The sequence below is a fragment of the Paracoccus sp. (in: a-proteobacteria) genome (assembly GCF_030604785.1).
GTDB lineage: Bacteria > Pseudomonadota > Alphaproteobacteria > Rhodobacterales > Rhodobacteraceae > Paracoccus.
Genome location: NZ_JAUVVF010000040.1, coordinates 1 through 13,275, shown reverse-complemented (window position 1 = coordinate 13,275; position 13,275 = coordinate 1). Strand labels below are relative to the sequence as shown.

Genomic DNA, 13,275 nt, shown 5'->3' with positions numbered 1-13,275 from the left:
CAGGAGGCGCGGCAATGTATCAGATCTGCCCCGAGACGGTTGCCGACACGCCCGAAGTCGAGGCGCTCTACGATCTGTGCTTCGCGCCGGGGCGCACGGCCCTTTCCTCCTATCGGCTGCGCGACGGCGTGCCGCCGGTGGCCGATCTCTGCCTGCTGCTGCGCCAGTCCGGGGTGCTGATGGCGGCGATCCGGCACTGGCCCGTCCGGGTCGCGGACCAGCCGGTCCTGCTGCTGGGGCCCATCGCGGTCCACCCGACCGCGCAGGGCGAGGGGCTGGGCGGCATGCTGATGCGCGACAGCCTGTCGCGGGCGCGCGATCTGGGCTGGCGGCGGGTGCTGCTGGTGGGCGACGCGCCCTATTACAGCCGCTTCGGCTTCTCGCGCCTCGACGGGGTCGAGATGCCGCCCCCCACCAATCCCGACCGCGTGCTGGGGCTGGAACTTCAGCCCGGCGCCTGGGTTGGTGTCACCGGAGAGGTCATGCGCGATCTCTCGACCCATCCCTCCGCCGCAAAGCCCGATCAACCCGGCCCCTTGACCGCGTGTCCCGCAGATGAGTGACCACCCGCCCCAGATCCTGCCGCCGATCACCGACCCGTCGATCCATGCCCAGATCGCCCGGCTCGCGCAAAGCCGCCAGCAGGCGGGCGGGCCGCTGATCCGGCTCATCGCCCGGATCGGGCAGGGGGCCGAGAACGCGACGAACCGCCTGCCGCCCGGCCTGTCGCGGCGGCTCGAAACGGCGACCGAACAGGCGCTGACCCGCGCCTTCCGCGCCGCAAGGGCCAGCCGCACGACCCTTCGCCCCCGCAGCGACCGCTTCAACCGCATCGGCGCGACCCTGATCGGCGGCGCGGCGGGCGCGGCAGGCTTCACCGGGGCGCTTCTGGAACTGCCGGTCACGGTGACGCTGCTGATGCGCGCGATCCTCGACATAGCCGACGAACACGGCCTCGACCCCGAGGACGAGGATCTGCGCCGCGAGGCCCTGCGCATCCTCGCTGCCCGGCCCCCCTCGCGCGATCCGGCGCGCGCGCCCCTCTCGGGCCTCGCCATCCCTCTGGCTGGCCAGTCCAGCCAGGCGCTGATCGCCGCCGCCGCACCGCGTCTGGCCGCGATGCTCAGCCAGAAACTCGCCCTGCAATCGGCCCCGGTCATCGGCGCCGTGGCGGGCGCCACGATCAACCACGCCTTTCTCGGCTATTATCAGAACCTCGCCCGCGTCCATTTCGGCCTGCTGCGCCTCTCGCGCGAAACCGGACTGCCAGCCGAGGCGCTTGACGAAGCCTTCCTCGCCGCGCACCGCGCCTGATCTTTGCCTTGGCCCAAATATCCCGGGGGTCCGGGGGCTGGCCCCCGGCGCCCGCGGGACGCACCTAATCCTCGGCCTCCGCCGCGCTCAGCGCCAGGGCGCTGGCAGGCGCCTCCAGATCGGCGGTGCTCAGCCCTGCGGCGGGCCGGGCCAGACGCGCCTTGGTCACCCAGAACAGCCGCTCCTGCGCACGGGTGATCGCGACATAGGTCAGCCGCTTCCACAGGGGCACGCCCGCCTCGCTGCGGTTCGACCACGCGGCGGCCGAGATGTCGGGGGCAAAGACCTGCACCTGCGGCCACTGACTTCCCTGCGCCTTGTGGATCGTCACGGCGGCGCCGTGCAGAAAGGCCGCCCCCATCCGCGCGGCATAGGGGATGAAGGGTTCCTCGGCATCCGGCATCTCGATCTTCACGATCGAGGCCGCCGACAGGCGGGGATCCTCGGCGCCGATCACATGCAGCCGCGAAAAGCCGGGCTTGCGGCCGGGGCCCAGATAGACGACCTGAGCGCCCTTGATCAGCCCCCGCGCCTCCAGATCGATGCGTTTCTTGCGGTGCTTCAGCGGCAATTCCAGCCCGTCGCAGATCAGCGGCTCGCCGGGCAGCAGCGCGTCGCCCGGCGCGCCATAGGCGCTGCGGAAGGCGTGGATCAGCCGGATGCGCGTCGCGTTGCGCCAGACCAGGACCGGGCTGCGCGCCATCAGGTCGCTCTCGACCCGCTCGGCCCAGACCACCCGGTCGTCGCGCCGCGCCGCGTCCCGCACCATGCTTTCAAACGCGTCGAAACCCAGTTTCTCATCCGCCAGGGCATGGGCCAGATCCAGGATCGGGTTGTCGTCGGACTGGCGGTGGATGCGGTTCAGGTAAAGCCGCTGCTGGGGCGCCAGCCGGTCAAAGACCATCTCGCCCGATTGCCCGACCGGAGCCAGCTGGGCAGGGTCGCCGAACAGGACCAGCACGGGAAAGATCTCGCGCAGATCCTCGAACTGGCGCTCGTCCAGCATCGAGGCCTCGTCGATCAGGCCGACATCCAGGCCCTCCTCGCGCCGTTTCCAGCCGCGGATGAAATCCGAGCCGCGCAGGCCCGCCGCGGCCAGCGCGCCGGGGATCGAGCCGTGCTGGTCGTAGAAGGCGCGGATGCGGTCCAAAGCCGCATCGTCCAGCCCCTCGATCTGGGGCTTCACGCCGGACTCGGTCAGCCAGTCGGCGATCTTCTCGTATTCCGGGTCATAGACGGGGGTATAAAGAATGCGGTGGATGGTCGTCGCCGGCACGCCGCGCATCCGCAGCACGAAGGCCGCCTTGTTCGTCGGGGCCAGGATCGCCACGCTGCGGCGGTCCTTTCGGCGGCGGCCTTCCCAATCGGGGCTGATCAGGTCCACCCCGGCCTCCAGCAGGGCCTTGGTCAACTGCGACAGAAGCAGCGTCTTGCCGGACCCGGCCTTGCCGATGACGGCCATGACGCGGCCCTTGCCCTCGGTCGCGGGCTGCAATTCCTCGGCGGTGATGTCGATGCCCGCCGCGCCGAACGTCTCGGCCAGCATGTCCCAGGCTTCGGCCTGATCGGGCGACAGGGTCGGGGCGGGCGCGGTCTCTTTCATGGCGGAAGCCTTATCCAAGCGGGGCGGAAAAGCGAAGGGGCTGCGCCGCGCATGGCCCCGAAACGCAAGACGCCGCCCCAAGGGGCGGCGCCGCGAAAGCCGTGAGGCGTCGGATCAGAAGCCGAGGCCCGCGTATTTCGACTTGAACTTGGACACGCGGCCACCGGTATCCATCAGGCGCGACGAGCCGCCGGTCCAGGCCGGGTGCGAGGTCGGGTCGATGTCCAGCGACATCGTCTCGCCTTCCTTGCCCCAGGTCGAACGGGTCTGGTAGACCGTGCCGTCCGTCATCTTGACTTCGATCATGTGGTAATCGGGGTGAATGTCTTTTTTCATCGGATGACCTCGATTCAGGCTTTGTCGCCGGACAGGGGGCGATAGTTGCTCTTCTCGGCGATACGGGCCGACTTGCCGCGACGGTCGCGCAGGTAATACAGCTTGGCGCGACGGACCTTGCCGCGACGCACGACCTCGATCGAATCGATGTTGGTCGAATAGAGCGGGAACACGCGTTCCACGCCTTCGCCGAAGCTGATCTTGCGGACCGTGAAGCTGGCGCCGATGCCGCTGCCGCCCTTGCGCGAGATGCAGACGCCTTCGTAGTTCTGCACGCGGGTCCGGGTGCCCTCGGTCACCTTGTAGCCGACGCGGATCGTGTCGCCGGCCTTGAAATCGGGGATGGTCTTGCCGAGCGCAGCGATCTGCTCGGCTTCGAGTTGTGCGATCAGGTTCATCGCTTGGGTTCCTCTTGATGCTCGCGGTGATCCCGCGATTGGTCTGATGCGCCCGAGAGCTGTCGGTCCTTTGCCGGGTCCATACCGTCCTGGTATGCCCGCCACAGGTCGGGGCGGCGTTCCTTGGTCAGCCTTTCGGCCTCACTGGCCCGCCATGCAGCGATGGCCGCGTGATTTCCCGACAGCAGAACCGGCGGGATGTCGCGGCCTTCCCATTGGGCGGGCTTCGTGAACTGGGGGGCTTCCAGAAGGCCCCTGTTGCCGATGGAAAAGGACTCCTCGGCCAGCGAATCCTGATTCCCCAGCACGCGCGGTATAAGGCGGACCGTCGCGTCGATCAAGACCTGAGCGGCGATCTCGCCGCCGGTCAGGACATAATCGCCGATGCTGATTTCCTCGATGGCATGGGCGTCCAGCACGCGCTGGTCGATCCCCTCGAACCGGCCGCAGATCAGCGTGACGCCCGGCCCCTGCGCCAGCGCGCGCGCGCGGGCCTGCGTCAGGGGCCTGCCGCGCGGCGACATGTAGATGACCGGCAGGCCGGGACCTGCCTCGCGCAGCGCCGCGTCCAGCACGTCGGGGCGGATCACCATGCCCGCGCCGCCGCCCGCCGGCGTGTCATCCACGTTGCGGTGCTTGCCGATCCCGTGTTCGCGCAGCGGGATGGTCTCAAGGTTCCACAGACCCTGCGCCAGCGCCTTGCCGGTCAGCGACAGGCCCAGAATGCCGGGAAAGGCCTCGGGGAACAGGGTGATGATGCGGGCGGTCCAGGCGCCGCGCACCTGCGGCTCGGCCATCAATTCGCGGGGGCGCAGGCTGGGGCGGATCGACAGCCGCCCGTGGGATTTCGGCGTCTCGGTCATTCCGGGCCGTCATCGTCCGAGGCGCCGGGCGGGTCGGCCACGATGCGGCCCGCCGTCAGATCGACCGTCGGCACGATGGCCCGCGTGAAGGGCAGCAGCATCACCTGCGCGCCGCCCACGATTTCCAGGATGTCGCCTGCGCCGTGATCATAGATCGCGCGCACGCGGCCCAAGGGCGCGCCGCCGGTATCCACGACCTGAAGCCCGATCAGGTCGGCATGGTAGAATTCGTCATCGGGCAGCGACGGCAGGGCCGCGCGCGGGGCCCAGAGTGTCGTGCCCTTCAGCGCCTCGGCATCCTCGCGGGTGGCCACGCCGGACAGGCGCGCGCCAAGGCCGCCGGTGACGGGGCGGGTCAGGGTCACGGTGAAGCTGCGGCTGCCGCTCTCGGTCGTCAGCGGACCGTAGGAGGCGATGTCCGAAGGCTCGGCGCAGAAGCTTTTCAGGCGCACCTCGCCATGGACCCCGAAGGCCCCGGCGATCGCGCCGACGCAGATCTTGTCGCTCATGGCAGGGCGGTTCCCTTGGGGGCGCAAGAGACGGCCCGGCGCGGGGCCGGGCCGTCAGGGGATCATTCGGCGTCGGCGGTCGCCGCGGCGGCCTTCTTGGCGCGCTCTTCGGCGCGGGCCTTGGCTTTCTTGCCGGGCTCGGCCTTCTTCATGTTCTTGCGCTCGGTCTTTTCGGTGACGCCGGCGGCTTCCAGGAAGCGAGCCACGCGGTCGGTCGGCTGCGCGCCTTCGCCCAGCCAGTATTTCACGCGCTCGACGTTCATCTTGACGCGGTCTTCGCTGTCTTTCGCCAGAAGCGGGTTGTAGGTGCCCAGCTTCTCGATGAAGCGGCCGTCGCGCGGCATGCGCGAATCCGAGGCGACGATCGCGTAATGGGGACGTTTCTTGCTGCCACCACGGGCAAGGCGGATCTTCATGGCCATCGGTATTCTCCTTTGAATGGCGGTCGGGCGGATGCCCTCAGGACTGGTATTGTTCGTGGTGCCGGATCACTTCGGCGATCACGAAGTTCAGGAATTTGCGCGCGAATTCCGGGTCTAGATCGGCCTCGCGCGCGAGGCGTTCCAGCCGTTCGATCTGGGCGGCTTCGCGCGCGGGATCGGACGGAGGAAGGTCGTGTTCGGCCTTGAGACGGCCGACGGATTGGGTGTGCTTGAACCGCTCGGCCAGGGTATAGACGAGGATCGCGTCCAGCCGGTCGATGCTGGCGCGATGGTCCTTGAGCAGGGCGGCGGCGCGGGTGGCTGTGTCCGTCACGCTGAATCTCCAAGCCGTTGTTCTGGTTCAATTCCCGCATGCACAACCTGTGCACCGGTCGTGCACAGCCCGTGCACCGGGCGGCATGCGGAAATCGGGGTCATGGGCGCGTCACTTCTTGCCGAAGAGGCCGCCGAGGCCGCCGGGCAGGCCCGCCCGGTCCAGTTGCCCGCCAAGCCCCTTGGGGTCGGCCAGCATCTTCTGCGCCTCGGCCATCTTGGCGGGGTCGAGATTGTCCATGTCGGGCAGCCCGCCGCCCTTGCCGGTCATGGCGCGCATGGCCTGCTTCATCAGCCCGCCCTTGCCCATCTTGCCCAGCTTCTTCATCGTGTCGGCCATCTGCTTCTGCATCTTGAGAAGCTTGTTCAGGTCGGCCACGTCCAGACCCGCCCCCGCCGCGATCCGCTTCTTGCGGCTGGCCTGAAGCATGTCGGGATTGGCGCGCTCCTTCTTGGTCATCGAGTTGATCAGCGCGATCTGGCGGCGGATGACGCTGTCGTCATAGCCCGCGGCCTCGGCCTGCTTGGCCATCTTGGCCATACCGGGCATCATGCCCATGACCGAGGACATGCCGCCCATCTTCTGCATCTGCTCGAGCTGGCCGCGCAGGTCGTTCATGTTGAACAGACCCTTCTGGAAGCGCTTCATCATGCGCTCGGCCTGCTCGACCTCGAGCACCTGCTGGGCCTTCTCGACCAGCGCCACGATGTCGCCCATGCCGAGGATGCGGCCCGCGACGCGGCTGGCATCGAAGGTTTCCAGCGCGTCCATCTTTTCGCCCAGACCCACGAAGCGGATCGGCTTGCCGGTGATGGCGCGCATCGACAAAGCCGCACCGCCGCGCCCGTCACCGTCCATCCGGGTCAGGACCACGCCCGAAATGCCGACCTTGCCGTCGAATTCGGTGGCGACGTTCACGGCGTCCTGGCCGGTCAGGCCGTCCACGACCAGCAGCGTCTCGCGCGGCTGGGCGATGTCACGGACCTGCTGGACCTCGGCCATCAGGGCCTCGTCGATATGCAGGCGGCCGGCCGTGTCCAAGAGCACCACGTCGTAGCCGCCAAGCCCGGCCTGGGTCTTGGCGCGCTGCGCGATCTGGGGCGCGGTCTGGCCCGGCACGATGGGCAGCGTGTCCACCCCGATCTGCTGGCCCAGAATCGCAAGCTGGTCCATCGCCGCCGGGCGGTTCGTGTCCAGCGAGGCCATCAGGACGCGCTTCTTCTCGCGGTCCTTCAGACGCAAGGCCAGCTTCGCGGTGGTGGTGGTCTTGCCCGAGCCCTGCAGGCCGACCATCAGGATCGTCGCGGGCGGGTTGTCGATTCGCAGCGCCTCGGGGGCGTCGTCGCCCTGCAGGACCTTGATCAGCTCGTCATGGACGATCTTGACGACCTGCTGGCCCGGCGTGATCGACTTGGTGACCGCCGCGCCCGTCGCCTTGGCCGTCACGGCCTTGACGAAGCTGCGCGCGACCGGCAGCGAGACATCCGCCTCGAGCAGGGCCACGCGGACCTCGCGCATCGCGGCGGTGACGTCATCCTCGGACAGCGCGCCCTGCTTGGTCAGCCGGTCGAAGACGCCGCCAAGACGGTCGGATAGGGTCTCGAACATGGCCGGGCCTCCTTCGGTCCAAAACGGTTTTGCCCCCGTGGGCGCAACGCGCTGACGGGGGGCGATCCCCGCAGGGGGCGGGGACCGGAAGGGCAGTCCTTCCGGGAATCCGTGTTCCCTTACGAAAAAACCCGGCCCGAGTCAACGCAGGGGCGTCGAACCGGGCCGGGCGGGTTTCGTGAGAGGGGCGGCCGGCGATCAGGCGGCGATCTGTTCCAGCGCCTCGGCGGCGCGGGCCATGCCGGCATCGCGGTCGATCGCCAGGCCGTCAGCGGGCACGAAGGTCACATCCGTGATGCCGAGGAAGCCCAGCATGTGGCGCAGATAGCCCGAAGCGTGGTCGTAATCCGAGCCGAGCGGCGTGCCCGCGGCGGTATAGGCCACGAAGGCGCGCTTGTTCTTCAGCAGGCCCTCGGGGCCTTCGGCGGTGTAGCGGAAGCTGATCCCGGCGCGGGCGATCTGGTCCAGCCAGTTCTTGAGCTGGCCGGGCAGCGAGAAATTGTAGACCGGCAGGCCGATCACCAGTGCGTCGGCGGCCTGCACCTCGGCTAGAAGCGCGTCCGAGGTGGCCACGATCGCCTGCTGTTCGGGGGTCGGGTTCTCGATGCCGACGCGGACGGCCTGGAACCAGGCGGTGTCGATGGCCGGTACGCCCTCGTTCAGGTCGCGATAGGTCACGGTCGCGTCGGGATTGGCCGATTTCAGCCGCGCGACGATGTCGGCGGTCAGCTGGCGCGACACCGAGGCGTCGCCGGTGATCGCGCTGTCGAGATGAAGGATATGCATGATGGGCCTCGTCACTTTGATGTCAGATGCTGCGTTGCGGCAGATATGGGACTATGAACCAGCGAACAAAAGTTGGATTATCGCGCAGGAGCTGTGCAGGAGCGCACAACATGCGGATCGAGACATGGGACGACATCCGGGTGGCCCTGGCCGTGGCGCGGGCGGGCACGGTCAGCGGCGCGGCGGCCGAGCTGGGCGTGCATCATGCGACCGTGATCCGGCGCATCGACATGCTGGAAACGGCGCTGAAGGCACGTCTGTTCCAGCGCCATTCGCGCGGCTACACCCTGACCGAGGCCGGGCGCGTCATGCTGGCCGCAGCCGTGGCCGCCGATGAGCGATTTTCCCAGATGGCCGCGCAGATCGCGGGCTCGGTCCGGCGGATCGAGGGCGATCTGCTGGTCACGTCGCTGCCCGAACTGGCCGAGCGGATCATGCCGCGCCTGACCGATCTGATGCGCGCCCATCCCGATCTGCGGATCAGCTATGTCACCGATGTGCGGTTGTTCCGGCTGGATGTCGGCGAGGCGCATGTGGCGATCCGCGCGGGCGCCAGCCCGACCGAGCCCGATTACATCGTCCGGCCCCTGGGGCAGATGCAGCACGTCCTTTACGGAAGCCCCGATTACGTCGCCCGCCACGGCACCGCCGACGATCCGCGCGCGCATCGCTATGCGCTGCCGGGCGTCGAGGGGGCGGGGGCGCCCTTCATGCGCTGGCTGACGGCGCGGATCGGGCCCGAGAACATCGTGCTGACCAGCAATGACGGCGCCGCGCGCGAGGCGGTCATCCGCGCGGGGCTGGCCATCGGCGCGGTCGCGCCGGGCCAGGAACGGGGGCTGGTGCCGGTGATGAGCCATCCGGAATGGGTCTCGCCGCTATGGCTGGTCACGCATGTCGACCTGCACCGCACCCCAAAGGTCCAGGCGGCGCTGACGGCCCTGCGCGGCGCCTTCGACTGAGGCCTGCGGCATTCGCGCCGCATTGCCCGCGCGGGATGCGCCTAGCGGCTTTTCATCACCTCACGCGGTCGTTAGGGTCCGCTGCAACGAGGGGACAAGAGGCGGCCTGTGGCGCATATCATCGTTGTCGGCAACGAAAAGGGGGGCTCGGGCAAGTCCACGACCTCGATGCATGTGGCGACGGCGCTGGCACGCATGGGCTACCGGGTGGGCGCGCTGGATCTGGACGTGCGCCAGCGCAGCTTTGCCCGCTATCTGGAGAACCGCGCCGCCTTTGCCGCGCGCGAGGGGCTGCGCCTGCCCACCCCGGCCATCGGCGCGATCGGCGGCGGACCCGACCCGCTGACCCCGGCGCTGGAGGCGCTGGAGAAGGAATGCGACTTCATCCTGCTGGACTGCCCCGGATCGCATACCAAGCTGAGCCAGATGGCGCATACGCTGGCCGACACGCTGATCACGCCGCTGAACGACAGCTTCATCGATTTCGACCTGCTGGCGCGCATGTCCCCCGAGGGCGAGATCCTGGGGCCGTCGATCTATTCCGAGATGGTCTGGAATGCGCGGCAATTGCGCGGACAGGCAGGGGCGCGGCCCATCGACTGGCTGGTGCTGCGCAACCGGCTGGGCACGCAGCAGATGAACAACAAGCGCCGCGTCGGCGGCGCGCTGGCGCAGCTGTCGCGCCGGATCGGCTTCCGCGTCGCGCCCGGCTTTTCCGAACGCGTCATCTTCCGCGAATTGTTTCCGCGCGGTCTGACGCTGCTGGACCTGAAGGATGTCGGCGTCGAAAGCATGAGCATGTCGCATGTCGCCGCGCGTCAGGAATTGCGCGACCTGATCAACGAATTGCGCCTGCCCGAGGTCACGGTCAGCTTCTAGCGCCCCTGCGAGGCCGCAGCCCCCCGAAAGGAAAATGAAAGAGGCCCCGTGCCGCAAGGCACGGGGCCGTTCCGTGATCGGCTGTCCGGGCGGCGCCGGGCAGCGACGACGTGGGGATCAGAGCGCGGCGGGCGTGGTGACGGTGCCGCCGGCCTTGCGCGCCATGCCTTCCCGGCGGCAGATCGAGATGGCTTCCTCGCGGGTCATGCCGTCGGGGAAGGACACGGGCTCGTCCCACATCACGATCTGTGGCAGGTAGAGCTGGCACTCGACCGGGCCCTTGTCGGAATTCACCGTGACGGACGGACGCTCGAACTGGGTGGGCGAGCAGGCGCCGAGCAGAACGCTCAGGCCGAGAACGGGTGCAAACTTGTACATCATAACCTTGGTCCATGTGAGGGCGATCAGGAAAGTCGTGGCCGATTCCGGCGTCCCGACGACAAGGTCACGAAACGGCCATCGACGGCAAGCCTAGCCAGACTTGCCGTCGATGTCGAGAAGTGTCTGAATTGTCACAACTTATGCGGTAGCGCGCTGCCCATCATGCCAGCATCGCGACCGGATTTTCCAGATGTTTGACAATCGCATCAAGCAATTGTGCACCGAGCGCGCCATCGATCACCCGATGGTCGACCGACAGCGTCATCGACATGACGTTGCGGATGACGATCTCGCCGTTCTCGACCACGGGAGTCTGGATGCCCGCGCCGACCGCCAGGATCGCGCCATGCGGCGGATTGATGACGGCGTCGAAATTCTCGATCCCGAACATGCCGAGATTCGAGATGGCGAAGCTGCCGCCCTGATATTCGTGGGGGGCGAGCTTCTTCGACTTGGCGCGCTGGGCCAGATCCTTCATCTCGGCCGACAGGGCCGAGAGCGATTTCGATTCGGCATCCTTCAGGACCGGCGTGAAGAGCCCGCCCTCGATCGCGACGGCCACCGCCACATCCGAGGGCTTCAGCTTGAGGATGCGGTCGCCTGCCCAGACGGCATTGGCGTCCGGCACCTCTTGCAGCGCCAGCGCGCAGGCCTTGATGATGAAGTCGTTGACCGACAGCTTGACGCCGCGGGATTCGAGCTTCTTGTTCAGGGTCGCGCGGAACTCCATCAGCTCGTCCAGCTTGGCCGAGCGGCGCAGGTAGAAATGCGGGATCGTCTGCTTGGCTTCGCCCAGACGGGCGGCGATGGTGCGGCGCATCCCGTCCAGCGCGACCTCGGTCGTCTCGCGGTCGGCATACATCTTGAGGACCGCATCGGCCGAGGGGCCCTTGGGCGCCTGCGCGGCAGGGGCGGGGGCCGCCTGTGAGGCGGCGGGGGCCGCAGCCGGGGCGGGGGCGGCGCCGGGCTTGGCGCTTTCGACATCGGCCTTGACGATCCGGCCGCGCGGGCCAGAGCCCTTGATCTGCGACAGGTCCAGCCCCTTGTCGGCGGCGATCCGGCGGGCCAGCGGCGAGGCGAAGATGCGCCCGCCCTGATCGGCCTTGCCCTTGTCGCCGCCGGCGACTGGCGCGCCGATCGGGCCGCCATAGCCCTTTTCGGCGGGGGCGGGTTCGGCATCGGCCGCGGGCGCGGCGGTTGCGGTGGCTTCGGGCTTGGGCGCGGCGATGTCGCCGGCCTCCTCGCCCTCGTCCAGAAGGACGGCGATGGGGGTGTTCACCTTCACTCCGGCGCTGCCCTCGGCGATCAGGATCTTGCCGATCCGGCCTTCATCGACGGCCTCGAATTCCATCGTGGCCTTGTCGGTCTCGATCTCGGCGATGATGTCGCCGGATTTCACCTCGTCGCCTTCCTTGACCAGCCATTTGGCCAGGGTGCCTTCCTCCATCGTGGGAGACAGCGCGGGCATCAGGATTTCCGTGGGCATCGCGTGGCTCCCTTAGCGGTAGGTGACTTTTTTCACCGCCTCGACCACTTCGGCCGGGGTGATGAGGGCGTGCTTTTCCAGATTGGCCGCATAGGGCATCGGCACGTCCTTGCCGGTGCAGTTGATGACGGGCGCATCCAGATAATCGAAGGCGTTTTCCATCACATAGGCCGAGATGTGGTTCCCGATCGAGGCGACGGGGAAGCCCTCTTCCACGGTCACGAGACGGTTGGTCTTTTTCACCGAGGCGATGATCGAGCCGTAATCCAGCGGGCGCAGGGTGCGCAGGTCGATCACCTCGGCCTCGATCCCCTCGGCGGCCAGCTTGTCGGCGGCTTCCAGCGCGTGGGCCATGCCGATGCCGAAGCTGACGATGGTCACGTCGCTGCCCGCGCGGGCGATGCGCGCCTTGCCGAAGGGGATGGTGAAGTCGGGCAGGTCCGGCACCTCGAACGAGCGGCCATAGAGGATCTCGTTCTCAAGGAACACGACCGGGTTCGGGTCGCGGATCGCCTGCTTCATCAGTCCCTTGGCGTCGGCGGCGCTGTAGGGCATCACGACCTTGAGGCCGGGGATCTGCGAATACCAGGCGGCGTAATCCTGGCTGTGCTGGGCGCCCACGCGGGCGGCGGCGCCGTTCGGGCCGCGGAACACGATGGGACAGCCCATCTGGCCGCCGGACATGTAGAGCGTCTTGGCGGCCGAGTTGATGATGTGGTCGATGGCCTGCATCGCGAAGTTGAAGGTCATGAATTCGACGATGGGGCGCAGGCCGGCCAGCGCGGCGCCGGTGCCGATGCCCGCAAAGCCGATCTCGGAGATGGGCGTGTCCACGACGCGGCGGGGGCCGAACTTCTCCAGGAGGCCCTGGCTGATCTTGTAGGCGCCCTGATATTCGCCGACTTCCTCGCCCATCAGGAACACGGTCTCGTCGCGCTCCATCTCTTCGGCCATGGCCTCGCGCAGGGCTTCCCGCACGGTCATGGTCTTCATCTTCGTGCCCTCGGGGTAATCGGGGCTGTGATCGGGTTCGGGGGTCTTGACCTGCTCGACGGCCGAGGCGCCGGGCTGGTCGTCACCCTTGACCTCGTCGTCGCTGGATTTCGCCTGGGCGGGGGCCGAGGCGGGGGCGGATTTCACGTCATCGGCGCTTTCGCCTTCCTCGACCAGCACGGCGATGGGGGTGTTCACCGCCACGCCCTGCGTGCCTTCGGCGATCAGGATCTTGCCCAGGATGCCCTCATCCACGGCCTCGAATTCCATCGTGGCCTTGTCGGTCTCGATCTCGGCGATGATGTCGCCGGATTTCACGACGTCGCCTTCCTTTTTCAGCCATTTCGCCAGAGTCCCCTCCTCCATGGTCGGGGACAGGGCGGGCATCAGAATCTCGGTTG

16 protein-coding genes are annotated in these 13,275 nt (G+C 68.0%); 4 read left to right on the top strand and 12 right to left on the bottom strand.

Annotation, left to right across the window (positions count from 1 at the left end; genetic code table 11):
* Nucleotides 1–14: 14 nt before the first annotated feature.
* Nucleotides 15–563 (top strand): GNAT family N-acetyltransferase, encoded by a 549-nt coding sequence (locus QAR72_RS12720; protein WP_304617753.1) that lies wholly within the window; start codon nucleotides 15–17, stop codon nucleotides 561–563.
* Nucleotides 556–1,314: an EcsC family protein gene (locus QAR72_RS12715; RefSeq protein ID WP_304617752.1), complete on the top strand. Its 759-nt coding sequence runs from the start codon at nucleotides 556–558 to the stop codon at nucleotides 1,312–1,314. Before QAR72_RS12720 ends, QAR72_RS12715 begins: the two co-directional genes overlap by 8 nt.
* 64 nt (nucleotides 1,315–1,378) lie before the next feature.
* On the opposite strand, the gene QAR72_RS12710 is transcribed toward QAR72_RS12715, so the two are convergent.
* The 9 genes from QAR72_RS12710 to QAR72_RS12670 form a co-directional block, all read right to left on the bottom strand.
* Nucleotides 1,379–2,917, bottom strand: coding sequence for an ATP-dependent DNA helicase (locus QAR72_RS12710; protein ID WP_304617751.1), 1,539 nt, complete (start codon nucleotides 2,915–2,917; stop codon nucleotides 1,379–1,381).
* A 114-nt stretch (nucleotides 2,918–3,031) separates the two neighbouring features.
* Entirely contained in the window at nucleotides 3,032–3,253 is a 222-nt protein-coding gene (gene rpmE / locus QAR72_RS12705) for a 50S ribosomal protein L31 (protein ID WP_219830664.1), read from the bottom strand.
* Between the two features lie 14 nt (nucleotides 3,254–3,267).
* Nucleotides 3,268–3,651, bottom strand: a complete 384-nt coding sequence (rplS, locus tag QAR72_RS12700) for a 50S ribosomal protein L19 (protein WP_304617750.1) — start codon at nucleotides 3,649–3,651, stop codon at nucleotides 3,268–3,270.
* Nucleotides 3,648–4,514 (bottom strand): tRNA (guanosine(37)-N1)-methyltransferase TrmD, encoded by an 867-nt coding sequence (trmD, locus tag QAR72_RS12695; RefSeq protein WP_304617749.1) that lies wholly within the window; start codon nucleotides 4,512–4,514, stop codon nucleotides 3,648–3,650. Before trmD ends, rplS begins: the two co-directional genes overlap by 4 nt.
* Nucleotides 4,511–5,023, bottom strand: coding sequence for a ribosome maturation factor RimM (gene rimM / locus QAR72_RS12690; protein ID WP_304617748.1), 513 nt, complete (start codon nucleotides 5,021–5,023; stop codon nucleotides 4,511–4,513). The genes trmD and rimM overlap by 4 nt, the downstream gene beginning before the upstream one ends.
* Nucleotides 5,024–5,085: 62 nt before the next feature.
* On the bottom strand, nucleotides 5,086–5,445 hold the full coding sequence (gene rpsP / locus QAR72_RS12685) for a 30S ribosomal protein S16 (RefSeq protein ID WP_304617747.1): 360 nt from the start codon (nucleotides 5,443–5,445) through the stop codon (nucleotides 5,086–5,088).
* Nucleotides 5,446–5,482: 37 nt separating this feature from the next.
* Entirely contained in the window at nucleotides 5,483–5,779 is a 297-nt protein-coding gene (locus QAR72_RS12680; protein ID WP_304617746.1) for a chorismate mutase, read from the bottom strand.
* A gap of 111 nt (nucleotides 5,780–5,890) precedes the next feature.
* Entirely contained in the window at nucleotides 5,891–7,387 is a 1,497-nt protein-coding gene (gene ffh, locus QAR72_RS12675; RefSeq protein WP_304617745.1) for a signal recognition particle protein, read from the bottom strand.
* A gap of 198 nt (nucleotides 7,388–7,585) precedes the next feature.
* Nucleotides 7,586–8,173: an NAD(P)H-dependent oxidoreductase gene (locus QAR72_RS12670; protein WP_304617744.1), complete on the bottom strand. Its 588-nt coding sequence runs from the start codon at nucleotides 8,171–8,173 to the stop codon at nucleotides 7,586–7,588.
* Between the two features lie 110 nt (nucleotides 8,174–8,283).
* On the opposite strand from QAR72_RS12670, the gene QAR72_RS12665 reads away from it, so the two are divergent.
* On the top strand, nucleotides 8,284–9,135 hold the full coding sequence (locus tag QAR72_RS12665; protein WP_304617743.1) for a LysR family transcriptional regulator: 852 nt from the start codon (nucleotides 8,284–8,286) through the stop codon (nucleotides 9,133–9,135).
* A 108-nt stretch (nucleotides 9,136–9,243) separates the two neighbouring features.
* Nucleotides 9,244–10,014: a division plane positioning ATPase MipZ gene (locus QAR72_RS12660; RefSeq protein ID WP_304617742.1), complete on the top strand. Its 771-nt coding sequence runs from the start codon at nucleotides 9,244–9,246 to the stop codon at nucleotides 10,012–10,014.
* 117 nt (nucleotides 10,015–10,131) lie between these two features.
* On the opposite strand, the gene QAR72_RS12655 is transcribed toward QAR72_RS12660, so the two are convergent.
* The 3 genes from QAR72_RS12655 to QAR72_RS12645 all read right to left on the bottom strand — a co-directional run.
* A complete protein-coding gene (locus QAR72_RS12655) occupies nucleotides 10,132–10,392 on the bottom strand; it encodes a hypothetical protein (RefSeq protein ID WP_304617741.1) in 261 nt (86 codons plus the stop codon).
* A gap of 163 nt (nucleotides 10,393–10,555) precedes the next feature.
* A complete protein-coding gene (locus tag QAR72_RS12650) occupies nucleotides 10,556–11,881 on the bottom strand; it encodes a pyruvate dehydrogenase complex dihydrolipoamide acetyltransferase (protein WP_304617740.1) in 1,326 nt (441 codons plus the stop codon).
* A 12-nt stretch (nucleotides 11,882–11,893) separates the two neighbouring features.
* The coding region (locus tag QAR72_RS12645) for a pyruvate dehydrogenase complex E1 component subunit beta (protein ID WP_304617739.1) at nucleotides 11,894–13,275 on the bottom strand (1,382 nt) is incomplete at its 5' end.